Genomic DNA, 23,732 nt, shown 5'->3' with positions numbered 1-23,732 from the left:
CGCAGCCAAGAGAAAAAATGCGCGGGAACATTCGAGGAGTTAATTTTCATGTCAGCAGCCAAGTCTGAACAGCGTTTCATCCATGCCGGTCAGGCGCTTCTCGATAATGGCTGGGCTGAGAATGTTCGCATTGGCATTGCCGGTGGAAAGATCACCTCGTTGGAGGCGGATAAAGCGGCGGGAGCTGGGGACGAGCGCCACGCGGCGATCATCGCAGGCGTGCCGAACCTGCACAGCCACGCTTTCCAGTACGGGATGGCGGGGCTTGCCGAAAGTCGCGGGCCGTCTGCCGATTCGTTCTGGAGCTGGCGCGAGATCATGTACAAATTCGCGCTCGCCATGTCGCCCGAACAGGCCGAAGCTGTGGCTCTGCGACTTTACGTCGACATGCTGGAAGCCGGATTTACCCGCGTTGGCGAGTTTCATTATCTGCATCACGACCGCGACGGAACGCCTTACGCCAATCTCTCCGAGATGGCCGACCGCATTGTGGCTGCTGCCAGCGCGGCGGGCATCGGCCTGACGCTGCTTCCGGTTTTCTATGCGCATTCGGGTTTCGGCGGCAGCGCGCCCAATGAAGGCCAGCGGCGGTTTATCAACGATCCCGAGCGTTTTGCGCGACTGATCGAAGGCTGCAGCCGAGCGCTGGCCAATTTCGACGGCGCAGTTTTGGGCGTTGCGCCACACAGCCTGCGCGCCGTAACGCCGGATGAACTGGACGTCGTGACGAAGCTTTTGCCCGATGCGCCGGTGCATATCCATGTGGCCGAACAGGTAAAGGAAGTGGAAGACTGCATTGCCTGGGCGGGCAAGCGTCCTGTCGAGTGGCTTCTCGATAATCAGGAGTTGTCCTCGCGCTGGTGCCTCATCCATGCGACCCATATGACCGACGATGAAACCCGGCGCATGGCCGCAGCCGGTGCTATTGCCGGTCTTTGCCCGGTGACGGAAGCCAATCTCGGCGACGGAACCTTCAATGCGACGGTTTTTGCGGAAGCAGGCGGCAAGTTTGGCGTCGGTTCGGATTCCAATGTGCTGATCGGTATTGGCGACGAGTTGCGGCAGCTTGAATATTCGCAGCGCCTCCAACATCGCGCCCGCAATGTGCTGGCCGAAAGCGAAGCCTCCACGGGGCGCGCCTTGTTCGAAGGCGCGGTGCGCGGCGGCAACATCGCGATGGGTCGCGCCGATGACGGGTTGAAGCTTGGCGCGTCGGCGGATTTTGTCGCGCTGGATATGGCGCGGCTGCCCCATGCCAAGGGCGATGCCGTGCTGGATAGCTGGATTTTTGCCGGTCGAGCCCAGGTCAGTGACGTGTGGGTACGCGGCGTGAAACAGGTGGAGGGCGGTCGTCACCGCTTGCGGGATCAGGCCGAGCGTGCTTTTCAGAAAACGATTGGCGAATTGCTCGGCTGAAGAAATTCCTGCAAAAGTGGGAAACAAAGGGGGAATAGCATGGCGGATGACGGTTCAGCGGCAAAAGACGGCCCGGTGCTTTCACTGCATCAGCGTATTTTGGACGATATTGAATCGCGCATCCTGTCTGGAGAGTGGGCGCCGGGGCACCGTATTCCGTTCGAACATGAACTGACCGAGCAATATGGCTGCTCGCGCATGACGGTCAACAAGGCGCTGACTCAGCTTGCCAAGGCCGGTCTGATCGAGCGCAAGCGCAAATCGGGCAGCTTCGTTTCGTTTCCTCGTTCGCAGGCCGCCATTCTTGAGATTCATGATATTCGCGATGAGGTGGCTGCACTCGGTGCGCCCTACCGGTTCGAACTGCTCAAGCGCTGGGACCGTCTGAGCGGGCCAGCCGACGCGCAGAAGATCGATATTCCGCGCCACACGCAGATCATCGATCTGGTCTGCCGTCATCATGCCGGGCAGCGGGTGTTTGCGCTGGAAGAACGCATCATCAATCTGGCCGCCGTGCCGGATGCGGCGGGGGCGGATTTTTCCGAACACTCGCCCGGTCCATGGCTCGTGGCCTGCGTGCCGTGGAGTAGCGCCCAGCACTCCATTCGCGCCATTGCCGCTTCTCCGGAAAATGCCGCATTGCTCGATATTGCGCCGGGCTCGCCCTGTCTGGTGATTGAACGCCAGACCTGGAATGCCGATCTGCCGGTGACGCATGTGCGCTTCACCTATCCCGGCGACAGCCACGCGCTGGTGGCCAGATTCACGCCGTCGCAGGGGTAATTCCAAAAAGAAAAAAGCTGGCGCAGTGGGAGCGGCGGCCAAGAGGCGGCGTGATCGGGGTGGCGATCACACCGCGCGTTTCACTACGCCTTAAGCGGCGCGCTTCAGGGCGTCGCGGATGACCGAAACGATCGTGTCGATCTGTTCCTTTTCCACGATCAGCGGCGGCGACAATGCAATCACATCGCCGGTGACGCGGATCAGCAGACCCTTCTTGAAGCAATCCACGAAGACGTCATAGGCGCGCGCGCCCGGTGCGTCCTTGCGCGACGACAATTCGATGGCGCCGACCAGACCGAGGTTACGGATGTCGGTGACATTCGGCGCATCCTTCAGCGAGTGCAGCGCTTCCTGCCAATGATCGGCAAGCTGCGCACCACGGGTCAGCAGGCCTTCCTCGGCATAGATTTCCAGCGTTGCGAGACCAGCAGCGGAAGCGACCGGATGGCCGGAATAGGTGTAGCCATGGAATAGTTCGATGGCGTTTTCCGGGCCGGTCATCAGGCCGTCGTGAACCTTGCGGCTTGCGAAGACGGCACCCATCGGGATGGCACCGTTGGTGAGGCCCTTGGCGGTGGTGACGAGATCGGGAATGACGCCGAAATAATCGACCGCGAACGGAGTGCCGAGACGACCGAAACCGGTGATGACTTCATCGAAGATCAGCAGGATGCCGTGCTTGTCGGCGGTGGCGCGGATGCGTTCCAGGTAGCCCTTCGGCGGCAATATGACGCCAGCGGAACCGGACATGGGTTCGACGATAACGGCGGCAATCTTTTCAGCGCCGTGTAGTTGGACCAGACGTTCCAGATCGTCGGCCAGTTCGATGCCATGCGCCGGCAAGCCCTTCGAGAAGGCATTGCGCTCGATATCCAGCGTGTGGCGCATATGGTCGGCGGGAATCTGCGGGAAGACGCGGCGGTTGTTGACCAGCCCGCCAACCGAAATGCCGCCGAAACCAACGCCGTGATAGCCTTTTTCGCGACCCAGAACCATGGTGCGGGTGCCCTGACCGATGGCGCGCTGATAGGCGATGGCGATCTTCAGCGCGGTATCGACCGATTCCGAACCGGAATTGGTGAAGAATACGCGATCAAGCTGCGCAGCCGGACCACCCGGCGCAATCGCGGCGAGTTTTTCGGCAAAGTCGAAAGCAACATTGTGGCCCATCTGGAAGGTCGGCGCGAAGTCCATCGTGGAAATCTGGCGCTCAACGGCTTCAGTGATCCGCTTGCGGCCATGACCGGCATTGCAGCACCAAAGACCTGCCGTCCCGTCGAGAACCTGATTGCCGTCGGTGTCGGTGTAATACATACCCGAAGCGCTGGCGAGCAGGCGCGGCGCGGCCTTGAACTGCCGATTTGCGGTGAACGGCATCCAGAAGTTTTCAAGGCTGGGCGCGTTGGTTTTGGTGAGCATGGGAACCTCCTATTTTCAGGCAGGAGGACACGCTTTCTTGAAGGCAACAAGCCCTTTTCTGCAAGGATTTAAGCTGTTGATTTTATGAGGATGGTTTCAGAAAATTATGCTATATCGAACATGATAAACACAAAGGGGAATGCCCGATGAGCATCGATATCGGCGGAAGGTTACGCTATGTGCGCATGCGGCAGAATCTGTCGCAGCGGGAGCTTGCAAAAAGGGCTGGTGTGACCAACTCGACCATATCGCTGATCGAGGCCAACCAGTCCAATCCGTCGGTCGGCGCTCTCAAGCGTATTCTCGATGGTATTCCCATCGGCATGGCCGAGTTTTTCGCGCTGGAGCCGGATACGCCGCACAAGGTATTCTATCAGGCGGAAGAGCTGGTGGAAATCGGCAAAGGTCCCATTTCCTACCGGCAGGTGGGCGACCATCTGTTTGCGCGCTCGTTGCAGATATTGAAGGAGCGGTATGAACCAGGCTCCGATACGGGCAAGGTGCTGCTGATGCATGAGGGCGAGGAGGGCGGCATCGTCATATCGGGCCGCATCGAAGTGACGGTGGGCAGCGACCGGCGCATATTGGGACCGGGCGACGCCTATTATTTTTCCTCAAAACTGCCGCATCGCTTTCGCTGTATCGGACCGACAGCCTGCGAGGTGGTCAGCGCCTGCACGCCGCCGAGTTTCTGACGGCGCGCAGGCGGGTCTTTTAGTTGTAGCGCGAGATACCGAGATCGTCGGCGCGGATGTCGGGCTTATTGCCGCTGACCAGATCGGCCAGAAGCTTGCCCGAGCCGCAGGACATGGTCCAGCCCAGCGTACCGTGACCGGCATTGATGAACACATTGTCGTAGCGGGTTCCGCCGATGATTGGCGTGGAATCCGGTGTCATCGGGCGCAGGCCCGACCAGAAGGTCGCGGCCTTGAGGTCGCCCCCGGGGAACAGATCGCTGACCGACAGGTCGAGCGTGGCGCGGCGCGCTGCCGGAAGGTCTTTGGTGAAGCCGGACACTTCGGCCATGCCGCCGACACGGATACGGTCGCCGAGGCGCGTGATGGCGATCTTGTAGCTTTCGTCCAGAACCGTCGAGACCGGTGCGCGGCTTTCGTCGATGATCGGTGCGGTGATCGAATAGCCCTTCACCGGATAGATCGGCGCGTTGAGACCCAGCGACTTGATGAGCGCGGGCGTATAGCTGCCGAGCGCGACCACATAGCGGTCGGCTGTCAGAATACCGTCTGACGTTTCCACGCCGGAAACGCGCCCGCCGGATAGAACCAGCGACTTGATATTCACGCCGAAGCGGAATTTTACGCCCATACCTTCGGCAATCTTGGCCAGCGCATTGGTGAATTTGAAGCAGTCGCCGGTTTCATCATGCGGCAGGCGCAGGCCGCCGACGAACTTGTCCTTCACGCGGGCTAGCGCCGGTTCGATTTTCGCGCAGTCGTCGCGGTCGAGCACTTCGAACGGCACGCCGTCCTGACGCAGCACCTCGATATCCTTGCCGATGCCGTCGAGCTGGTATTGCTCGCGGAAAAGCTGCAACGTGCCCTGCATACGCTGGTCATATTCGATGCCGGTATCCTTGCGCAGCTCCACAAGTACATCGCGGCTATATTCTGCCACGCGCACCATGCGGGTCTTGTTGACCTTGTAACGGCTGTCCGTGCAGTTGGCGAGCATCTGCATCAGCCACACATACTGCTTGGGATCGGAAGTCGGGCGAATGACGAGCGGCGCATGTTTCTGGAACAGCCACTTTGCTGCCTTCATCGGAATGCCGGGCGCGCCCCATGGCGAGGCATAACCGGGCGAAACCTGACCGGCATTGGCGAAGCTGGTTTCCAACGCCGGACCTTCCTCGCGGTCGATGACCGTCACTTCATGGCCGAGCTTGGCCAGATAGTAAGCCGTTGTGACGCCAATAACGCCGCTGCCGAGTACGGTAATCTGCATGTTCGCCTCTTATTGTTATGTGTTTTGGCTCGACAGCGCACTATCCACGTAGATACGAGCATAGCGATGACCGAGCGCAGTCAGAATTTCATAAGGGATCGTGTCGCATTGGCTGGCCACGTCTTCCAGCCGCTGGTGCGGGCCGATCAGTTCCACGAGACTGCCGAGCTTGAGCGTGCCTTCCGGCAGCGCGCTGACATCGAGCGTGATGGAATCCATCGAAACGCGCCCGACGATGGGCAGCCGGGTGCCGCCGTAAAAGGCCGAACCCTTGTTGCTGAGCGCGCGGAACCAGCCATCGGCATAGCCCACCGCAATGGTGGCGATCCGCATGGGCGCTTGTGCGATATAGGTGCCGCCATAACCGATGGCCGCGCCCTTATCCACGTCGCGCACCTGAATGACGCGGGCCGACAGTGTCAGCACCGGCACGATAGCGCTTTTGGGGCCGACGCCATAAAGCGCGACACCGGGGCGGGCGAGGTCGAAATAATAGGCTTTGTCGAGAAAGCTGCCGCCCGAATTGGCTAAGGCCACCGGCAGCTTCGGCAGCCGAGCCAGAGCGGCGCGCATGGTCGCAAGCTGGCTTGCATTGGCCGGATTTTCCGGTTCGTCGCCGCTCGCCAGATGGCTGATGATGAAGCGTACGTCAATGCCGTCGAGAAGCGAAAGATTGTCCGCCAGCCGGTCTAGCTCTTTGGCCGAAAGGCCGAGGCGCGACATGCCGGTATCGACCTGCAAAAGTGCTGGCAGTTTCTTGCCGCTGCTGGCCGCGAGTCTGGCCCAGTTTTCCACCTGTTCCAGCGAGTTGAGCACCGGCACGATGCCTTCGCGGGCGCAGGCAGCTTCCGTTCCGGGCTGCAAGCCGTTCAGGACATAAAGTGTGGCGTCAGGGTTCAGGGCAGGCCGCAGCGCGATGGCTTCGCCCAAATGCGCCACAAAGAAGTCGCGGCAACCCGCTTCATAAAAGGCAGGCGCAACGCGATGCGCGCCAAGGCCATAGGCATCGGCTTTGACGACCGCCGCCGCACGGGTCGGCGCGATATGGCGGGCGACGGCAGTATAATTGTGCCGCAAGGCCGCAAGGTCGATGGTCAACACGCCGCCAGCGGCGAGATCGCTTTGCTCTTTCGAAAAATGCATCGACATTTCAACCATATCCATTGCGCAACGGTCATTGCCCTTATCCTCCGAACGCGTTGCCGCATCCCGACAGGGTATCGAAATATATTAATCGAAGACTATTCGAATGTTTTTGCTATCTATCGCAGATTATGCGAATTTTGGCACATCTTGCGCACATTTTAGCTTTTCATTCGAAGAATCTGCATGGCCGCACTCGACAGTATAGACCGGAACATCATTCGCTGCCTGCGCCGCGACGGGCGCATGACCAACAGCCAGCTTGCCGCCGAGGTGGGGCTGTCCCAGTCCGCCTGTCTGCGGCGGGTGCAGATTTTGGAAGAGGGCGGTGTCATCCGTGGCTATACGGCCATTGTGGGTTCATCGGGTGGTGACGAACGGCTGGTCGCAATCGTGCGCATCACGCTCGACCGGCAGACGGAAGAATATCTCAACCGCTTTGAAGAGGCGGTGCGCCGTCACCCGGAAGTGCAGGAATGCTATCTGATGACGGGGGATGCAGATTATATTCTGCGCGTTGAAGCCGAGAATGCGGCGGCTTACGAGATCATTCACAAGGAAATCCTGTCGCGCTTGCCGGGCGTGGCGCGCATCCATTCCAGCTTCGCCATTCGCACGGTGCTGCTTTCGAAAGCGCCGTCATCGCGGGCGTAAAATGCAAAAGCCCGGCATCGCCGGGCGTTTTCAACGCATGTGCTGATCAATGTAGCTGCCACGCATCCCCCCTCATCCTGAGGAGCCTCTCCTGAGCTTGTCGAAGGAGAGGCTCCTCAGGGTGAGGGAAGAAGAGGCGTGGTCGTTTAAAAATCGACCGAGTGCAGGACCGATGCGTCAATGGTGTTGATATCGCGCTTGCCGCAAAGAGCCATGGTGACGTCGAGTTCCTTACGGATGATTTCGAGCGCCAGCGTGACGCCTTCCTTTCCCATGGCGCCGAGGCCATAGAGGAAAGGGCGACCGATGAAGACGCCCTGAGCGCCAAGCGCGCGGGCCTTCAGCACGTCCTGACCGGAGCGGATGCCTCCATCGACATGCACTTCGATCTGATCGCCAACGGCATCGACAATCGGCTTCAGCATGGAGATGGACGACGGCGCGCCGTCGAGCTGGCGACCGCCATGGTTGGACACGATGATGGCATCGGCGCCGGTCTTGGCGGCCATCTTCGCGTCTTCCACATCAAGGATGCCCTTGAGGATCAGCTTGCCGCCCCATTGTTCCTTGATCCAGGCCACGTCGTTCCAGTTCATCTGCGGGTCGAACTGTTCTGCCGTCCAGGAGGACAGCGAGGACAGATCGGTCACGTTCTTGGCGTGGCCGGCAATGTTACGGAAGGTGCGGCGCTGCGTACCCATCATGCCCATGCACCAGCCCGGACGGGTCGCCATCTGCCAGATATGCTTCGGGGTGAACTTCGGCGGCGCGGACAGGCCGTTGCGGATATCCTTGTGGCGCTGGCCGAGAATTTGCAGATCGAGTGTCAGCACCAGAGCCGAGCAGCCTGCCGCCTTTGCGCGACCGATCAGGTTCTTCACGAAGTCGCGGTCCTTCATCACATAAAGCTGGAACCAGAACGGCTTCTTCGTCACCGAGGCAACATCCTCGATGGAGCAGATGCTCATGGTGGAAAGCGTGAAGGGCACGCCGAAAGCTTCCGCAGCCTGTGCGGCCAGCATTTCGCCATCGGCATGCTGCATGCCGGTAAGGCCTGTCGGCGCAAGCGCGACCGGCATGGCCACATCCTGACCGATCATGGTCGTTGCCAGCGAACGGTTGGTCATGTCGACCAGCACGCGCTGGCGAAGCTTGATCTTCTTGAAGTCGTCCTCGTTGGCACGATAGGTCGACTCAGTCCAGGCGCCCGAATCCGCATAATCGAAAAACATTTTCGGGACGCGGCGCTGGGCGAGCCGCTTCAGATCGGCGATTTCAACGATGTTGGACATGACTCTTGCCCCTTGTGGTAAGTTTTCTTGACCAATCGCATGAAGGATCGCGCGACCGAAATCAAGTGCGAAGCTACAAAACACCGACATCAATTGGTCGTCAATTGAAGGGAGCGGCAATTCTGCTTATGCTATTTGCTTCATGGTATGCGTTCGCAGTGCAACAAGGATTTCGAGATGAGCAAGGATGGCAAGGGTTCCAAAACCGGTTTCATCGGCAAAAGCTCAAGTGCTGCCGGTGGCTGGGGCGCTCTGAAAAGCTGCGGCAAGCAGTTGCTTGCCAGCGGCGCGCCTCTGACGGGCGCCCGTGCCTTGCTCAAGGCCAACCAGCCCGATGGTTTCGACTGCCCCGGTTGTGCATGGGGCGATCCGGAACATGGCTCATCCTTCGAATTCTGCGAAAACGGCGTCAAGGCGGTGGCATGGGAGGCGACCGACCGGCGCACCACACCCGCCTTTTTCCGCGAGCATACGGTTTCGCAATTGCGCAACTGGACCGATTACGATCTGGAAAACACTGGTCGTCTGACGCATCCGCTGCGCTACAATGCGGCGACTGACAAATACGAGGCCGTCGAATGGGATGCTGCGCTCGCCCGCATCGGCGAGCTTCTGCGCGCCTTCGACAACCCCAATCGGGTAGAGTTCTATACGTCGGGTCGAGCCTCCAACGAGGCCGCCTTTCTCTATCAGCTTTTCGTGCGGTCCTATGGCACCAATAATTTCCCTGACTGCTCCAATATGTGCCACGAAGCGAGCGGCGTGGCGCTGAAGCAGTCGGTCGGCGTCGGCAAGGGCACGGTGCTGCTGGAAGATTTCGAACAAGCCGATGCGATTTTTGTCGTCGGGCAAAACCCCGGCACCAATCATCCGCGTATGTTGGGCGATCTTCGCCGCGCTGCCGAACGCGGCGCGCGCATCGTTGTGTTCAATCCGATCCGCGAGCGCGGGCTGGAGCGTTTTGCCGATCCGCAAAACAAGCTTGAAATGCTGCATGGCGGCAGCGAAGCGATAGCCAGCGATTATTTCCAGCCACGTCTGGGCGGCGATCTGGCGGCGTTTCGCGGCATGGCGAAGGCAGTGTTCGCAGCCGATGACGCGGCGCTCGCCGCAGGTGAGCCGTCCATTCTCGACCGGGAATTTCTGAGCGCCCATACCGCCGAGCTCGAAGCCTATCGCACTGCCGTGGATGCGACGACGTGGGAGGAGATCGAGGATCAGTCCGGTCTGTTGCCGCAATCGCTGGAGCGGGCGGCAGAGATTTATATGCAGGCGGAAAAGGTCATCTGCACCTGGGCCATGGGCGTGACCCAGCATCGCCATTCGGTGATCACCATCCGCGAGATCACCAATTTCATGCTGTTGCGCGGCAATATTGGCAGGCCCGGCGCTGGCCTTTGCCCGGTGCGCGGCCATTCCAATGTGCAGGGCGACCGCACGGTCGGCATTAACGAAAATCCGCCGCAGGCATTTCTCGATGCGCTGGAAAAGGAATTCGGTTTCGATGTGCCGCGTGAGCCGGGCCATAACGTCATCGGCGCCATTGGCGCCATGCTGGACGGAACGGCACAGGCCTTTATCGGGCTTGGCGGCAATTTTGCCCGCGCGACGCCAGACAGCCCGATCATCGCGAAAGCACTGTCGAGCCAGCGTCTGACCGTGCATATCGCAACCAAGCTCAATCATTCGCATCTGGTGCCGGGTCAGGAATCCTTCATTCTGCCGTGTCTCGGACGCACTGAAATCGATCTGAATTCCAAGGGTGTGGCGCAGATCGTCACGGTTGAGGATTCCATGAGCATGGTGCATGGATCGGGCGGCATCAATTCGCCAGCCTCGCCGCATTTGCGTTCGGAAGTGGCGATCATTGCGGGCATGGCCAATGCGACGCTCGGTCCAAAGCCCGTCAACTGGCTGGAAATGGCTGATGATTACGACCTGATCCGCGACCGCATTGCGCGGGTGCTGCCAGATTTCTACGATTTTAACAAGCGTGTGCGTGTGCCGCGCGGTTTCCACCTGCGCAACACGGCGCGTGAACTGGAATGGAATACGACGAACGGCAAGGCCACGTTCTGGACCGGCGCGCTGCCGGAAGCCATCGAGCATCAGCAGGCGCGGGGCAAGCCGGGCCGCTATGTGTTGCAGACCTTCCGCAGCCACGACCAGTACAATACGACCATCTACGGCATGGACGACCGCTATCGCGGTGTCTATGGCGAGCGGCAAGTCGTGTTCATGAACCCGCTCGACATGGCTGATATCGGTGTCGAGGCGGGCGACCGCGCCGATATTGTCGGCGAATTCGTCGATGGTCTGGAACGGGTCGCGCGCGATTTCCGTTTCGTACCCTATGATATTCCGCGCGGCTGCATCGCTGGCTATTATCCGGAAATGAATGTGCTGGTGCCGCTTGGCAGCTCCGGCGACGAGAGTTTCACGCCGACCTCGAAATCGGTGATCGTTTCGTTCCGACCGGTACAGCCCGTCGCCGCTTGATGGATGAAGCTGCTGCCGACTATATGGCGCTGGTCGAAAGGCTGGTTGCCACGTCCGAAAATCTTTCACCATTTGGCGCGGGCATCATCGCCGCACTGGCGCTGGGCGTTGCCGCCGACAGTCGGACTTTTGGCCGGGTGCTGGGTATCGAGCATGCGCTAGTGCTGCGTGAGGTGAATCTGCTGGGCGCAGACGGTGGCTATATCCTGATTACGCAGCGCGACCCGCGAACCCAGCGCACACGCTACGAACTCAGCCCTGTTGGTCGGCAGCTGGTTGATAAAATCTAGAACCAATCCGCTTCCAATTTAAACAGTCCTTCGGGTGCGTCCTGCTTGACGCGGCCCTATTGCGCCAAGCGTTTGCAAAAATAGCCAGCGGGAATGGGCGCTTGCGTATTTCATAAAAACATCACTTGCTATTGGTTCTATATAGGTTCTATTATGTCGGGCATGAATAGAACCACCTTAATCACATCCATCGAAGAGCGCGGCCTGCACGATCCGCAGCGGACGGGGCCGCTTTATCGCAATCTGGCGCGTATTCTCGGTGAACTGATTGAAGAGGGGAAACTGGCCCCCGCTGTCGGTCTGCCGCCGGAGCGCGACCTGGCCGAGGAGCTTGGGCTGGGGCGCATCACGGTGCGCAATGCCTATAAGGAATTGCTGGCGCAGGGTGCGGTTGAATCAAGGCGCGGCAGCGGTACATTTGTTGCGGAGCGCCCCGCGCGCATCAGCCAGCATTTGTGGCGGCTGACATCGTTTTCGGAAGACATGCTGTCGCGTGGCAAGGAGCCGGGCGCGCGCGTGGTGACGAACCGCCTCGACAAGCCGTCGCCGGATGAAGCCTTTCGGCTCGGCGTCGGCGTGGATACGTCCATTGTGCGGCTCGACCGCCTGCGTCTTGCCGATGGCGTGCCGATGGCTTTTGAACGCGCCGTGGTGCCGCGCCATTATCTGGATACGGATCGTGTCGATGAAGCGTCGCTTTATGGCGCGCTGGCGCGGCGCGGTTACAAGCCGGTGCGCGCCTTGCAGCGGTTGACCGCCGTGACTCTCGATCCCGGCACCGCGCGCCTTCTCGGCGTGCATCGCGGCGCTCCGGCGCTTTTGATTGAACGCATCTCGCATCTCGATGACGACCGTATCGTCGAATACACCCGCTCGCATTATCGCGCCGACGCCTATGACTTTGTCGCCGAACTGAAAATTGGAGAATGACCATGGTAAGCCAACCATCCCTGATGTTGCAGGAAACCGAGCAATCGCCTGCGGTGGTTGCAACGCTTCTGGAAAAGGAAGCCGGCACGCTGGCCGAGATCGCAAAGATTTTCGCGAAGAATGAACCGGCAGTCATCACCACGGCGGCGCGCGGTTCTTCCGATCATGCGGCGACATTCTTCAAATATCTGATGGAAATCACGCTCGGTATTCCGGTCGCCTCCATCGGGCCTTCGGTTGCTTCGGTCTACGGCTCGAAGCTGAAGCTTGCGCGCGGCGTGCATTTTACCGTTTCACAGTCCGGTGCCAGCCCCGACATCGTGGCAGCACAGGCCGCAGCCAAAAAGGGCGGCGCGACGACGATTGCCGTGGTCAATGTGGTGGACAGCCCCCTCGGCAAAGAGGCGGATCTCGTGCTTGCGCTGAATGCCGGTGAGGAAAAGAGCGTCGCGGCCACAAAGTCCTTCATTGCCGCAGTGGCTGCCCTGTCGGGCGTGGTCGCGGCTGCAAGCGGCGATGCCGATCTGCGCGCCGGTTTAGAGCGTCTGCCGGAAGCGCTTGCCACAACCCGCCCCGATGGGCGTGAAGCTGTCGAAAACCTTCTTTTCAATGCGCGCTCGCTTTACACGGGCGGTCGCGGCACGGCCTATGCCATCGCGCTGGAAGCCGCCCTGAAGGCCAAGGAAACCGCCAATATTCATGCGGAAGCCTTTTCGCTGGCCGAACTGATGCATGGCCCGATGCGACTGGTGGAAGAAGGTTTCCCGATTATCTCCTTCCTGCCGCGCGACGAGGCTTTCGACACCAATATTGCGGCCTTGAAGCGGTTGCATTCCTTCGGCGCCAGCATCGTGACCTTGTCCGATGCCGAAACGCCGGGCTTCCGTCTGCCATCGGCCAGCACGGGCAGCCCGCATCTTGATCCGCTGGTTTCGCTCATCAATTACTATCGTGTCATTGAAGCGGTGACGCGCCGCAAGGGTTTTGATCCCGACAAGCCGCGCAATCTCAACAAGGTGACGGTGACGGTATGACAAAAAAATCAGCAATAGCCGGTGCGCGGATTTTCGACGGCGAGCGGTTTCACGATCAGTCTGCCCTTGTTTTCAGCGACGGCAAGGTCGAGGCCATTGTACCGGAGGCGGCACTTGGCGAGGCCCATCAGGTCGAGCGCCTGAAGGGTGGCGTCATTGCGCCGGGTTTTATCGATGCGCAGGTCAATGGCGGCGGCGGGCGGATGCTCAACGATCAGCCGACGCCGGAAACCATGTTCGTGATTGCCGAAGGGCATCGCAAATATGGCACGACCAGCCTGCTGCCGACGCTCATTACCGATACGACTGTCGTGCGTGACCGCGCCATTGAGGCGGCCGTTGAAGCGGTGAAAGCCGACAAGGGTGTCGCAGGCCTGCATCTTGAGGGGCCGCATCTGGCGCCTGCACGCAAGGGCGCGCATCTGGCCGAACTGATGCGTCCGGTCGATGACGCCGATATCGCTCTTTATATCCATACGGTCGAACAGATCGGTACATTATTGGTGACCATGGCCGCCGAACAGGTGACGCCGGAACAGGTGCTCCGTTTGAGCGATGCCGGTGTGGTGGTCAGCATTGGCCACAGTGACACGACGGCGGAAGAAGCTTTCAAGCGTTTCGATGCCGGTGCGCGCAGCGTTACCCATCTCTTCAACGCGATGAGCCAGATCGGCCATCGCGCGCCGGGTCTGGCGGGGGCTGCACTCGACCATCCGGATATATGGTGCGGGATCGTTGCCGATGGCCACCATGTTGATCCGATGGCGCTGCGGCTCGCGCTGCGCGCCAAGCGCGGCGACGCGCATCTGTTCTTCGTCACCGACGCCATGGCGCTGGTCGGCTCCAATGCGGAGAGCTTTGAGATCAACGGTCGCGCCGTGCGGCGCGTACCGGGTGGCATCTGCTCCAAGCTGATCCTGTCCGATGGCACCATTGCCGGTTCCGACCTCGACATGGCCTCGGCGGTTCGGTTCGGCGTGGCGGAACTGGAATTGACGCTAGCCGAAGCCCTGCGCATGGCAAGCCTTTATCCGGCACGTTATTTGCGGCTCGCTGATCGCGGATTGCTGCGTCCCGGCACGCGCATGGATGCGGTGCATCTTGATGACGGGTTGTTTGCCAAGACAACCTGGCGCTCCGGCGTGAAACAGGCAGCCGGGTAAGGGGCAGACCGATGACAGCTATTACCGACCGTTATTTCAACGATCTGATTGCCCGTCTGGCGAGCCTGCGTGACCGCCTGGCCGAACCGATGGAAAAGGCCGCTGACCTGATTGCCACCGCCGCGCGGGCGGACCGTCGGGTCTATGTGTTCGGCACCGGCCATTCCCACATGATGGCGGAAGAGCTGCATTATCGCGCCGGTGGTCTGGCGATCACCGTGCCGATCCTTTGCGGCGCGATCATGCTGCAGGATGGGGCCGTAGCCAGCTCGCATTTCGAGCGCATCGAAGGCGCGGTGCTGCCGATCCTCGACCGCTACGGCATTCAGGAAGGCGATGTGCTGATCGTCGTGTCCAATTCCGGCGTCAATGCCGCGCCGATCGAAGCTGCGCGCTATGCCCGCGAGAAGGGCGCTGCGGTGATCGCAGTCACTTCGGTGACTTATTCCAGCGCGATTGCCAAAGGACGCACGCAATTGCTTTCGCTGGCCGATGTCGTTCTCGACAATGATGCGCCTGCGGGCGATGCCGTGCTGGAAGTGGAGGGCAGCGCCCTGAAAGTCGGGCCGGTTTCAACGGCACTGGGCGTTACGATCCTGAATGCGATCTTTGCCGATGTTGCGTCCCGCCTCGTGGATGACGGCAGTGCGCCGATCTATCTCAGCGCCAATATGCCGGGGGCAAGCGACGTGAACCGGGAACTGGTCGCGCGGTACAGGGACCGCAATCCGCATCTTTGATCAAATAAGAGCAATCTTTCCTCCAAAGTTGCTTGATAGCGCAATCCGGTCAGTGCATTACGCATTCTGGCATGGCGGAGACCGCATCGTGAACTAGTTTCAAGGCGCGCGCTTTGGCCTGCGCCTTCGAAAACTGAGGAAGTCCGATGCATAATTTTGTCCTGACCGTCACCTGCAAGTCCACCCGCGGCATCGTTGCCGCAATTTCGGGTTACCTTGCGGCTAAGGGTTGCAACATCATTGATAGCGCCCAGTTCGACGATCTCGATACGGGTCGTTTCTTCATGCGCGTCAGCTTCATTTCGGAAGAAGGCGTGGCGCTCGAAACCCTTAGCGAAGGCTTCCAGCCGGTTGCGGCACCATTCGAAATGGATTTCGATTTCCACGACAACGCCAAGCGTACCAAGACGCTTCTGATGGTCTCGCGTTTCGGCCATTGCCTCAACGATCTGCTCTATCGCTGGAAGATTGGCGCACTGCCGATCGATATTGTTGGCGTGGTGTCGAACCATTTCGATTATCAGAAGGTGGTGGTGAACCACGATATTCCCTTCCATCATGTGGCCGTCACCAAGACCAACAAGCCGGAAGCCGAACAGCGCCTGATGGATATTGTCAACGATACCGGCACGGAACTGGTCGTGCTGGCGCGTTACATGCAGGTTCTGTCCGACCAGCTTTGCAAGCAGATGTCTGGCAAGATCATCAATATCCACCACTCGTTCCTGCCATCTTTCAAGGGGGCGAACCCCTACAAGCAGGCCTATGAGCGTGGCGTAAAGCTGATCGGCGCGACGGCGCATTACGTCACCGCCGATCTCGACGAAGGCCCGATCATCGAGCAGGACGTGGCGCGCATTACGCACGCGCAGAGCGCTGCCGATTACGTCTCCATCGGTCGCGATGTCGAGGCGCAGGTACTGGCCCGTGCAGTCCATGCGCATATCCACCACCGTTCGTTCCTCAACGGTAATCGCACGGTGGTCTTCCCGGCGAGCCCCGGGTCGTTCGCTTCAGAGCGCATGGGGTGATATTACCGCTCTGGCGGCCTGCAAATCGCGTCTTTTTGCGCTTCCGATACTCACGTGCTTCAGTACGTTGCGCGCCGGTTCTTAAAAGCCACGATTTTCGGCTCGCCATAACGACAATCTCGCTAGTCGCCAATACAAAGCCAATAAAGAACCTCGCTTTTGCGGGGTTTCTTTTTATCAATATTTGTGAGTGAGTTCTTGGAGTGGATTTTAAGAAAAATTAATATAAAATCTAAAATGTAAATAAATATTAGAGGGTTTTATGAAAAAGTATTCCTTATTTTTCTTTGCATTGTCGACTTTTATCGCGTCAGGATATGCTTATGCGGGAGAGCAGGCTTCAGTACAGATGGCATCATCATCGATAGGCAACACATTTGTATATCGCGATTCCCAAGCCATTCCTCAGACACTTCTTTTGGCTTCAGCTGAGGAGGACCCGTATGAGGGAACGTTCTTTGATAAGCAAGTTGACTGTGAGGCGAAGTGTGCCGGGCAATGCCTACAGACGAGCCACCGCTGGATGTGCTCCCATATTCCTAAGCGGTGATGTCGATCTCCTCTAAGCTCGGATTGAAACATGATAAAAAACCCCGCCGAAGCGGGGTTTTCTTTTGAGCTTATTTCAAGATCAGTCGATGTCGAAGGAAACGCCCTGTGCCAGCGGGAGTGCCTTCGAATAGTTGATGGTGTTGGTTGCGCGGCGCATATAGCCCTTCCACGCATCCGAACCGGACTCACGACCGCCGCCGGTTTCCTTTTCACCGCCGAATGCGCCGCCGATTTCGGCGCCCGAGGTGCCGATATTGACGTTGGCGATGCCGCAATCCGAACCTTCAGCCGAAAGGAAACGTTCCGCTTCCTGCAGGTTTAGCGTGAAGATCGAGGACGACAGGCCGGCGCCAACTTCGTTATGGCTCGCCAGAACGTCGTCGAAGTCGGAATATTTCATCACATAAAGGATCGGAGCGAAGGTTTCTTCGAGAACCGGGCCTTCCTGTTTCGGCATTTCGACGATGGCCGGACGCACATAGTAAGCGTTTTCATGGCCGGTATCGACGCGCTCGCCGCCCTGAACCTTACCGCCGTGAGCGGAAGCTTCCTTGAGGGCCTTCTGCATGTTGTCGAAGGCAACCTTGTCGATCAGCGGACCGACCAGAGCGGTGGTTTCAAGCGGCGAACCGACGGAAACGCTGGCATAGGCTTTCTGCAGACGTGGGACGAGGGCGTCATAAACGCTTTCATGAACGAACAGGCGACGCAGCGTGGTGCAGCGCTGCCCAGCGGTGCCCATGGCGCCGAAAGCAATTGCGCGCAGCGCCATGTCGAGATCGGCCGACGGGCAGACGATACCGGCATTGTTGCCGCCGAGTTCGAGGATCGCGCGAGCGAAACGCTTGGCAAGACGCGGACCGACTTCGCGGCCCATGCGGGTCGAGCCAGTGGCCGAGAGAACCGGAACCTTCGGGCTGTCCACGAGGACTTCGCCGATTTCGCGGTCGCCGAGCAGGACCTGCGAGAGGCCTTCCGGCGCATCGCCGAAACGCTTCAGGGCGCGCTGGAAGATCGCGTCGCAGGCGAGAGCGGTGAGGAGGGTCTTTTCAGACGGCTTCCAGACAACCGAGTTGCCGCAAACGATGGCGAGAGCCGCGTTCCACGACCAGACGGCCACAGGGAAGTTGAAGGCGGAGATGACGCCGACAACACCGAGCGGATGCCAGGTTTCCATCATGCGATGGCCAGCGCGTTCGGTTGCGATGGTAAGGCCGTAAAGCTGGCGCGACAGACCGACGGCGAAATCGCAGATGTCGATCATTTCCTGCACTTCGCCGAGGCCTTCCGAAGTGATCTTGCCAGCTTCGATCGAAACGAGACGGCCCAGATCTTCCTTGGAAGCGCGCAGTTCTTCGCCGAGCAGGCGGATCAGTTCGCCGCGCTTCGGCGCCGGAACGTTGCGCCAGACGCGAAAGGCTTCATCGCCCTTGTCGATGATCTTGGCGGCGTCGTCCTTGCTGTGGGTCTTGACCGATGCGATTTGCTCGCCCGTGACCGGGCTGAAACCGGCAAGGTTGCCTGCGGTGTAAACGGCAGCGTCAACACCGAGCTTGGCGAGAAGCTCTGCGGCTTCCTTCTTCACGTCGACTTTTCTGACAGCGGTGTTCATAGCTTTCCTCTCTATGTCTTAACTTTATTCTGCCGCTTCAAGGCCGCCGAGGCGGGCCTGTACGGCTTCGATGGATTCGCGTTCGATGCGGGCATAATGCTCGAATTCGTTGAGAACCTTGGCGCCAAGGTCTTCTTCAAAACGCTTCTGGTTCGGGCTTTCCACGAATTCCTGCGTGTCGTCATCGCCCAGATTGGACTGGAATATACCGGCTGCACTGACCGGCAGGAAGTCTTCATAGGTCAGCGGGTCGAACTGCACCGCGCCAGCGGCGACGAGAAGCTCGATATCGGTGTTCGGCTTGAAACTTGCAAGCTTCGCGGCATCTTTGACCGAATAGGCGAAGTAGCCGAGACCCGCTTCGCGAATACCAGCCCAGGTGTCCGGAAAAGCCGCAAAGGTGTCGCTCAGCGCTTTGACGTAAGCGCTTGCATTGGAGCCATCCGGGGCCGGACGGGCAATGGCGCGTGTGTCGTTGAGAAGCTTGTCATAAAGGCCGCGACCTTTGGGCGTCAGCGCAATGCCGCGCTGTTCGATTTCACCGAAACGGGCAGTGTGCGAACCGGCGGTCCACTGACCGTCGCTGCCGATGAAGGAGACTTCTTCTTCCAGAGCCTTGAACGAGGTCTGGCGCAGAAGGATCGGGCAGTTGCGAGTCGGCGGACCTTCGACGACAGCCTTCGGATTGATGCCGCGTTCCGGCATCTGGTCCTGCACGGCGTCGATGTCGAGCGTGCGCGGCGTCAGATGGTTGATGTGCGGACCCTTGAACGACACAACGTCGGCAATCAGGCGATGCGCATCATGCAGGCGATGGTAAAGCTCGGCGGAAACATTGGCGTGGTCGTGCCAGCGGAAGGTTTCCAGCACTTCAGCCACGAAAGCCTTGGCGTCGGCATCGTCGAGGCCGCCATTGGCTTCAGCCTTCTCGACCAGAGCAACGGCGCCTGCGGTGAAGATGTTGCGCTTGGCAAGAACGTCTTCAGACTCTGCGCGCAGCTGCTCGTCGGCAATAAGGTCGAGACGCAGAAGCGACGTGAAGACGCGGAACGGATTGTGTTTCAGCGCGGCGTCGTCGATCGGACGGAAAGCGGTGGAATGCACGGGAACGCCAGCCGCACTCAGATCGTAATAGCCGACAGGGAACATGCCCATCACCGCGAAGACGCGGCGCATCATGGAAAGTTCGGCGGCGGTGCCGAGACGGATGGCGCCATGGCGCTCTTCGGAAATACGCTCCAGCGAGTCAGTTTCCGTCAGGCGTTCATGCAGATGCCTGTCGTCGGCCAGAACCCTGGCGTTCACATCCGCGACGAGTTCCATCAGCGTGCCGTAGGCAGGCACTTCTTCCCTGTACATGCCGGACATCGCAGCTGAAAAAGCGGAACGAATGGCGTCTGGCGATACGAATTTCTGCGCGTTCATGGCGTATGCTTCCGTGGAACCTAAACTGTCTTTGTAGGGGTCATATTCAGCAATGCGAAAACATGACGGGATTATGATGAAAATGTATCATATCAGCCGTTTTCCGGTTATGATCGCGCTGAAAGCAACTATGTTAATGCGAGATTGGAATGAAGCTAAGCAGGAGACTGATTCCGGACATCGCCACTTTGCAAGCCTTTGAATGTGCTGCGCGCCATGGCAGTTTCACCCAGGCAGCCAATGAACTCAATCTCACCCAGAGCGCCGTCAGCCGCCAGATCAAGGATCTGGAAAGCCAGCTCGGCGTGCTTTTGTTCGAGCGTATCCGCCAGCGCATTCTCCTGTCCGATGCCGGGCGCAAGTTTCTGCCGGAAGTGCGGCGTCTTCTCAACCAGACCGAAGATACGATGTTGCGCGCGATGGCTTCAGCGCAGTCCACGTCTTCGTTCAGCGTCGCGACCTTGCCGACATTCGGCTCGCGCTGGCTGATGCCGCGTATTCCGGATTTTGTCGAGAAGCACCCGGGGATTGCTATCAATGTCGCGTCACGTTCCGGCGTGTTCGATTTCGAGGAAGAGCCGCACGATCTTGCCATCCATTACGGCCAACCAGTCTGGGCGCATGCGACCTGCAGCTTTTTGTGCAGCGAGGTGATTGTGCCGGTTGCAAGCCCGCGCCTGCTGGAAACCCGCCATCCTTCCGCGCCGGAAGAACTTGAAAGCGAACCGCTTCTGCATCTGGCGACGCGACCGAAAATGTGGGCGCAATGGTTTGAAAGCTGCGGTGTCGAGGGGCAGTCGGCCTATCGGGGGCATCGTTTCGACCAGTTCTCGATGGTGATTGGCGCGGCTTTGGCCGGTCTCGGCTTTGCGCTTCTGCCGCTTTACCTGATCGAGCAGGAATTGCGCGATGGCGAGCTGGTGCTGCTTTTCGAGAAGCCCATGCGGACGGAGAATGACTATTATCTCGTCGTGCCGGAAGGAAAACTGGAAAATCCGCTGACGCAGATATTCTGCCAGTGGATTGCCGGCCAAGTCGGCAATACGGACTATTCGGCACTGGTTCATTCCAAACCGGAATGAATTGTTGCGCAATTAGCGCTGTCCAACCGGCTTTCGCGGCGTGAAATAGATGCAGTCCGGCACGCGATGTGCCTTCCACGATACGAAATGGTTGTTGCTCTCAATGTTGAACGATCCGCGCTCTCATGGTCTTTGGGAAAAGACCGCTCCGGCTGCTCCGAAGACGACCTCGCTGCAAGGCGATCTGACGGCGGATGTGGTGATTGTGGGCGGCGGTTTCTCCGGTCTTTCCACGGCCTTGCATCTGGCGGAAAAGGGCGTCAAGGCGATCGTCCTTGAAGGCATCGAGATCGGCTATGGCGGTTCAGGCCGCAATGTCGGTCTGGTCAATGCGGGCATGTGGGTGATGCCCGATGATCTGCCGGGCGTTCTCGGCGAAAAATACGGTGCGCGCCTGCTCGATGTTCTAGGCAATGGCCCGAAGCTGGTTTTCGAAATAATCGAGAAAAACAAGATTGCCTGCGAAGTCGAAAAGCAGGGCACGCTTCATTGCGCTGTGGGCGCGAAGGGTCTCAAGGAACTGGAAGACCGCTGTGAGCAATGGGCGCGCCGTGGCGCCAATGTGAAGTTGCTGGACGCGAAGGAAACGGAAGCCAAGGTCGGCACCAGGGCCTATGCGGGTTCGCTGCTTGATCTGCGCGCCGGAACAATCCAGCCGCTGGCCTATGTGCGCGGTCTGGCCCATGCGGCCGTTGCTGCAGGCGCACAGATTTTCACGGGCAGCCCGGTGGTCGGCGCAAGCGAGCAGAACGGCAAGTGGACGGTCAAGACCGCCAAGGGTTCGGTCACGGCGGATTGGGTGGTCGTCGCCACCAATGCCTATACCAACGCGCCATGGGCCGAAGTCCGAGCCGAACTGGTGCATCTGCCCTATTTCAATTTCGCGACCACGCCGCTCTCGGACAATCTGAAGAGGACCATTCTGCCGGAACGTCAGGGCGCATGGGATACGAAAGAAGTTCTGTCGTCCTTCCGTTTCGATCAACAGGGTCGTCTGGTTTTTGGCAGCGTCGGCGCGCTGCGCAATACGGGCGCTGCCGTGCACAAGGCATGGGCGAAGAAGTCGCTCAAGCGCCTGTTCCCGCAGATCGGCAATGTCGAGTTCGAGGCGGAATGGTATGGCAAGATCGGCATGACCAATGACAGCCTGCCAAAGTTCCATCGTCTGGCGCGCAATGTGGTGGGTTTCTCCGGCTATAATGGTCGCGGCATCGTGCCGGGCACCGTGTTCGGCAAGATACTGTCGCAGCTCGTTTCGGGCGAAATCACCGAAGACGATCTGCCGCTGCCGGTCAGCGATCCGAAGGCGCAGAATTTCCGGGGTGTTCGCGAAGCCTATTACGAGGCGGGCGCACAGATCGCGCATGTCGCAGAAATGGTCATCTGATTTTTTTGCCCCTCTGCGGCTTGTCATAAAACCGCAGCGCAAATCCTCTATTGCGGTGCGCATCGCCTTCATGTCGAAGGGATGCGGATCGCTGATAGGCAAAAATATTCAATGCCTTATAAGCCTTCCGATGGACGTGAATCCGCCGGAAGGCTTTTTGTTTTCCGCAGACCAGATCGCAGGATGTTTGACAGGTGCACCATGAATGGAAATGATCGTGCCTATCGCCATAACAGTATCTGCGCGCTATCAGTTCGCACGCGGCAGGGCTGCGCTGGCATTGCCGGCCATGCTGGCGAGCATTACACCGAAATCCGAGGAGCAAATCCCATGAACAAGATGCTGAAGCGGGCCGTTGCCGTACCTGCGCTTCTTGCTCTATCCATCGCTGTGGCACAGGCCGACACGCTGACGCTTTATACCTCGCAGCCCGAAGCGGATGCGACCAAGACCGTCGAGGCTTTCCGCAAGGCCAATCCGGAAACGGAAGTGCAGATTTTCCGCTCCGGCACCAGTGAACTCCTCACCAAGCTTGCCGCCGAATTCGCCGCCGGTGCGCCGCAGCCCGATGTGCTTTTGATCGCCGATGCCGTGACCATGGAAGGACTGAAGAAGGACAAGCGCCTGCTCGCCTATCCGGAAGCCAAGGTCGATGGTTTTGCCGCCGACTCCTATGACGCCGACAAGACCTATTTCGGTTCCAAGCTGATTACCACCGGCATTGCCTATAACACCGGCGCTACGCAGAAGCCGGAACATTGGGCCGATCTCGCCAAGGCCGAGTATAAGGGGCAGGTGGTGATGCCGAGCCCGCTTTATTCGGGGGCTGCGGCCTATCTCCTCAGCGGCTTTGCGCTCAACAAGGATCTGGGCTGGGATTATTTCAAGGGCCTCAAGGCCAATGAACTGGCAAGCGTGAAGGGCAACGGCGCGGTACTGAAGTCGGTTGCCAGCGGTGAAAAGCCTTATGGCATCCTCGTCGATTTCATGGCGCTCAACGCCAAGGCCAAGGGCTCGCCGGTCGAGTTCGTGTTCCCGTCGGAAGGCGTGCCAGCCGTGACCGAGCCGGTCGCCATTATGGCCACCGCCAAGAATGTCGATGGTGCCAAGAAGTTCGTTGAGTTCATCCTCTCCGACGACGGTCAGAAGCTGGCGCTGGAACAGGGCTATCTGCCTGCCAAGGAAGGCGTTGGCCGTCCTGCCTGGCTGCCGGAAGGCACCAAGATCAACATCATGTCCATCGACACCCAGAAGGTTCTCGATCAGACTGATGCCGACAAGAAGCAGTTCTCCGAGCTGTTTGGCGGATAAGGCA

General features: G+C 59.3%; 22 protein-coding genes. 16 read left to right on the top strand and 6 right to left on the bottom strand.

Translation table 11 applies throughout. From position 1 onward, the window contains the following. Positions 1 to 48: 48 nt before the first annotated feature. Both ABWW11_RS09835 and hutC read left to right on the top strand, forming a co-directional pair. On the top strand, positions 49 to 1,416 hold the full coding sequence (locus ABWW11_RS09835; protein ID WP_319080628.1) for a formimidoylglutamate deiminase: 1,368 nt from the start codon (positions 49 to 51) through the stop codon (positions 1,414 to 1,416). Between the two features lie 39 nt (positions 1,417 to 1,455). Then, positions 1,456 to 2,199 carry a histidine utilization transcriptional repressor HutC gene (gene hutC / locus ABWW11_RS09830; RefSeq protein WP_109369575.1) on the top strand — a complete coding sequence of 248 codons (744 nt, stop codon included), beginning with the start codon at positions 1,456 to 1,458 and terminating at the stop codon, positions 2,197 to 2,199. A gap of 90 nt (positions 2,200 to 2,289) precedes the next feature. Here the strand turns inward: hutC and aptA are convergent, their stop codons facing one another. Further along, positions 2,290 to 3,618, bottom strand: coding sequence for an omega-aminotransferase AptA (gene aptA / locus ABWW11_RS09825; RefSeq protein ID WP_109369574.1), 1,329 nt, complete (start codon positions 3,616 to 3,618; stop codon positions 2,290 to 2,292). Positions 3,619 to 3,764: 146 nt separating this feature from the next. Between aptA and ABWW11_RS09820 the strand changes: the two genes are divergently transcribed. Continuing rightward, positions 3,765 to 4,313, top strand: coding sequence for a cupin domain-containing protein (locus ABWW11_RS09820; RefSeq protein WP_078338831.1), 549 nt, complete (start codon positions 3,765 to 3,767; stop codon positions 4,311 to 4,313). A 19-nt stretch (positions 4,314 to 4,332) separates the two neighbouring features. Here the strand turns inward: ABWW11_RS09820 and ABWW11_RS09815 are convergent, their stop codons facing one another. Both ABWW11_RS09815 and alr read right to left on the bottom strand, forming a co-directional pair. After that, on the bottom strand, positions 4,333 to 5,583 hold the full coding sequence (locus ABWW11_RS09815; protein ID WP_109369572.1) for a D-amino acid dehydrogenase: 1,251 nt from the start codon (positions 5,581 to 5,583) through the stop codon (positions 4,333 to 4,335). Positions 5,584 to 5,598: 15 nt separating this feature from the next. Beyond that, the gene (gene alr, locus ABWW11_RS09810) at positions 5,599 to 6,741 is read right to left on the bottom strand and encodes an alanine racemase (RefSeq protein WP_109370286.1); all 1,143 of its coding nucleotides are present in this window, start codon (positions 6,739 to 6,741) and stop codon (positions 5,599 to 5,601) included. Positions 6,742 to 6,912: 171 nt separating this feature from the next. Here alr and ABWW11_RS09805 point away from each other — a divergent pair, with 171 nt between their 5' ends. Next, a complete protein-coding gene (locus ABWW11_RS09805; RefSeq protein ID WP_109369571.1) occupies positions 6,913 to 7,380 on the top strand; it encodes an Lrp/AsnC family transcriptional regulator in 468 nt (155 codons plus the stop codon). 146 nt (positions 7,381 to 7,526) lie between these two features. Here the strand turns inward: ABWW11_RS09805 and ABWW11_RS09800 are convergent, their stop codons facing one another. Then, entirely contained in the window at positions 7,527 to 8,672 is a 1,146-nt protein-coding gene (locus tag ABWW11_RS09800; protein WP_109369570.1) for an alpha-hydroxy acid oxidase, read from the bottom strand. Between the two features lie 177 nt (positions 8,673 to 8,849). Here ABWW11_RS09800 and ABWW11_RS09795 point away from each other — a divergent pair, with 177 nt between their 5' ends. The 7 genes from ABWW11_RS09795 to purU all read left to right on the top strand — a co-directional run bounded on the left by ABWW11_RS09795 (position 8,850) and on the right by purU (position 16,359). Continuing rightward, complete coding sequence (locus ABWW11_RS09795; protein ID WP_109370285.1) at positions 8,850 to 11,171, top strand: FdhF/YdeP family oxidoreductase; 2,322 nt, start codon at positions 8,850 to 8,852, stop codon at positions 11,169 to 11,171. Further along, entirely contained in the window at positions 11,171 to 11,461 is a 291-nt protein-coding gene (locus tag ABWW11_RS09790) for a hypothetical protein (protein WP_371831114.1), read from the top strand. Before ABWW11_RS09795 ends, ABWW11_RS09790 begins: the two co-directional genes overlap by 1 nt. 162 nt (positions 11,462 to 11,623) lie before the next feature. Next, entirely contained in the window at positions 11,624 to 12,391 is a 768-nt protein-coding gene (locus ABWW11_RS09785) for a GntR family transcriptional regulator (RefSeq protein ID WP_109370284.1), read from the top strand. Positions 12,392 to 12,393: 2 nt separating this feature from the next. Then, the gene (locus ABWW11_RS09780; RefSeq protein ID WP_109369568.1) at positions 12,394 to 13,425 is read left to right on the top strand and encodes an SIS domain-containing protein; all 1,032 of its coding nucleotides are present in this window, start codon (positions 12,394 to 12,396) and stop codon (positions 13,423 to 13,425) included. Next, positions 13,422 to 14,588, top strand: coding sequence for an N-acetylglucosamine-6-phosphate deacetylase (gene nagA, locus ABWW11_RS09775; RefSeq protein ID WP_319080629.1), 1,167 nt, complete (start codon positions 13,422 to 13,424; stop codon positions 14,586 to 14,588). The genes ABWW11_RS09780 and nagA overlap by 4 nt, the downstream gene beginning before the upstream one ends. A gap of 11 nt (positions 14,589 to 14,599) precedes the next feature. Then, complete coding sequence (locus tag ABWW11_RS09770) at positions 14,600 to 15,328, top strand: SIS domain-containing protein (RefSeq protein WP_109369566.1); 729 nt, start codon at positions 14,600 to 14,602, stop codon at positions 15,326 to 15,328. Between the two features lie 146 nt (positions 15,329 to 15,474). Next, complete coding sequence (gene purU, locus ABWW11_RS09765) at positions 15,475 to 16,359, top strand: formyltetrahydrofolate deformylase (RefSeq protein WP_109369565.1); 885 nt, start codon at positions 15,475 to 15,477, stop codon at positions 16,357 to 16,359. Positions 16,360 to 16,990: 631 nt separating this feature from the next. Here the strand turns inward: purU and amaB are convergent. After that, positions 16,991 to 18,523 (bottom strand): L-piperidine-6-carboxylate dehydrogenase, encoded by a 1,533-nt coding sequence (gene amaB, locus ABWW11_RS09760; protein WP_109369564.1) that lies wholly within the window; start codon positions 18,521 to 18,523, stop codon positions 16,991 to 16,993. Positions 18,524 to 18,547: 24 nt separating this feature from the next. After that, complete coding sequence (hglS, locus tag ABWW11_RS09755; protein ID WP_109369563.1) at positions 18,548 to 19,948, bottom strand: 2-oxoadipate dioxygenase/decarboxylase HglS; 1,401 nt, start codon at positions 19,946 to 19,948, stop codon at positions 18,548 to 18,550. A 149-nt stretch (positions 19,949 to 20,097) separates the two neighbouring features. Here hglS and ABWW11_RS09750 point away from each other — a divergent pair, with 149 nt between their 5' ends. From ABWW11_RS09750 to ABWW11_RS09730, 5 genes are all read left to right on the top strand, one after another. After that, a complete protein-coding gene (locus ABWW11_RS09750; protein ID WP_121536588.1) occupies positions 20,098 to 21,030 on the top strand; it encodes a LysR family transcriptional regulator in 933 nt (310 codons plus the stop codon). A 103-nt stretch (positions 21,031 to 21,133) separates the two neighbouring features. After that, positions 21,134 to 22,417 carry an NAD(P)/FAD-dependent oxidoreductase gene (locus ABWW11_RS09745; protein ID WP_109369561.1) on the top strand — a complete coding sequence of 428 codons (1,284 nt, stop codon included), beginning with the start codon at positions 21,134 to 21,136 and terminating at the stop codon, positions 22,415 to 22,417. Continuing rightward, positions 22,395 to 22,622: a hypothetical protein gene (locus tag ABWW11_RS09740; protein WP_109369560.1), complete on the top strand. Its 228-nt coding sequence runs from the start codon at positions 22,395 to 22,397 to the stop codon at positions 22,620 to 22,622. Before ABWW11_RS09745 ends, ABWW11_RS09740 begins: the two co-directional genes overlap by 23 nt. Next, positions 22,623 to 22,751, top strand: a complete 129-nt coding sequence (locus tag ABWW11_RS09735; protein ID WP_268967176.1) for a hypothetical protein — start codon at positions 22,623 to 22,625, stop codon at positions 22,749 to 22,751. After that, positions 22,748 to 23,728: an ABC transporter substrate-binding protein gene (locus ABWW11_RS09730; RefSeq protein WP_109369559.1), complete on the top strand. Its 981-nt coding sequence runs from the start codon at positions 22,748 to 22,750 to the stop codon at positions 23,726 to 23,728. Before ABWW11_RS09735 ends, ABWW11_RS09730 begins: the two co-directional genes overlap by 4 nt. Positions 23,729 to 23,732 lie beyond the last annotated feature (4 nt).

The organism is Brucella sp. NBRC 113783 (genome assembly GCF_040372265.1).
Taxonomy (GTDB): domain Bacteria; phylum Pseudomonadota; class Alphaproteobacteria; order Rhizobiales; family Rhizobiaceae; genus Brucella; species Brucella teleogrylli.
This window is presented reverse-complemented; position numbering and strand designations above follow the sequence as displayed.

Excerpts from the sequence above, each read along its gene's own strand:
- ABWW11_RS09770 (WP_109369566.1), top strand. The coding sequence starts at position 14,600 with ATGACAGCTATTACCGACCGTTATTTCAACGATCTGATTGCCCGTCTG.
- ABWW11_RS09740 (WP_109369560.1), top strand. The coding sequence starts at position 22,395 with ATGTCGCAGAAATGGTCATCTGATTTTTTTGCCCCTCTGCGGCTTGTC.
- ABWW11_RS09730 (WP_109369559.1), top strand. The coding sequence starts at position 22,748 with ATGAACAAGATGCTGAAGCGGGCCGTTGCCGTACCTGCGCTTCTTGCT.
- ABWW11_RS09805 (WP_109369571.1), top strand. The coding sequence starts at position 6,913 with ATGGCCGCACTCGACAGTATAGACCGGAACATCATTCGCTGCCTGCGC.
- hutC (WP_109369575.1), top strand. The coding sequence starts at position 1,456 with ATGGCGGATGACGGTTCAGCGGCAAAAGACGGCCCGGTGCTTTCACTG.
- ABWW11_RS09735 (WP_268967176.1), top strand. The coding sequence starts at position 22,623 with ATGGAAATGATCGTGCCTATCGCCATAACAGTATCTGCGCGCTATCAG.
- ABWW11_RS09780 (WP_109369568.1), top strand. The coding sequence starts at position 12,394 with ATGGTAAGCCAACCATCCCTGATGTTGCAGGAAACCGAGCAATCGCCT.
- ABWW11_RS09820 (WP_078338831.1), top strand. The coding sequence starts at position 3,765 with ATGAGCATCGATATCGGCGGAAGGTTACGCTATGTGCGCATGCGGCAG.
- ABWW11_RS09790 (WP_371831114.1), top strand. The coding sequence starts at position 11,171 with ATGGATGAAGCTGCTGCCGACTATATGGCGCTGGTCGAAAGGCTGGTT.
- purU (WP_109369565.1), top strand. The coding sequence starts at position 15,475 with ATGCATAATTTTGTCCTGACCGTCACCTGCAAGTCCACCCGCGGCATC.
- amaB (WP_109369564.1), bottom strand. The coding sequence starts at position 18,523 with ATGAACACCGCTGTCAGAAAAGTCGACGTGAAGAAGGAAGCCGCAGAG.
- hglS (WP_109369563.1), bottom strand. The coding sequence starts at position 19,948 with ATGAACGCGCAGAAATTCGTATCGCCAGACGCCATTCGTTCCGCTTTT.
- ABWW11_RS09750 (WP_121536588.1), top strand. The coding sequence starts at position 20,098 with ATGAAGCTAAGCAGGAGACTGATTCCGGACATCGCCACTTTGCAAGCC.
- ABWW11_RS09815 (WP_109369572.1), bottom strand. The coding sequence starts at position 5,583 with ATGCAGATTACCGTACTCGGCAGCGGCGTTATTGGCGTCACAACGGCT.
- ABWW11_RS09745 (WP_109369561.1), top strand. The coding sequence starts at position 21,134 with ATGTTGAACGATCCGCGCTCTCATGGTCTTTGGGAAAAGACCGCTCCG.
- ABWW11_RS09800 (WP_109369570.1), bottom strand. The coding sequence starts at position 8,672 with ATGTCCAACATCGTTGAAATCGCCGATCTGAAGCGGCTCGCCCAGCGC.
- ABWW11_RS09785 (WP_109370284.1), top strand. The coding sequence starts at position 11,624 with ATGAATAGAACCACCTTAATCACATCCATCGAAGAGCGCGGCCTGCAC.
- ABWW11_RS09795 (WP_109370285.1), top strand. The coding sequence starts at position 8,850 with ATGAGCAAGGATGGCAAGGGTTCCAAAACCGGTTTCATCGGCAAAAGC.
- alr (WP_109370286.1), bottom strand. The coding sequence starts at position 6,741 with ATGGTTGAAATGTCGATGCATTTTTCGAAAGAGCAAAGCGATCTCGCC.
- aptA (WP_109369574.1), bottom strand. The coding sequence starts at position 3,618 with ATGCTCACCAAAACCAACGCGCCCAGCCTTGAAAACTTCTGGATGCCG.
- ABWW11_RS09835 (WP_319080628.1), top strand. The coding sequence starts at position 49 with ATGTCAGCAGCCAAGTCTGAACAGCGTTTCATCCATGCCGGTCAGGCG.
- nagA (WP_319080629.1), top strand. The coding sequence starts at position 13,422 with ATGACAAAAAAATCAGCAATAGCCGGTGCGCGGATTTTCGACGGCGAG.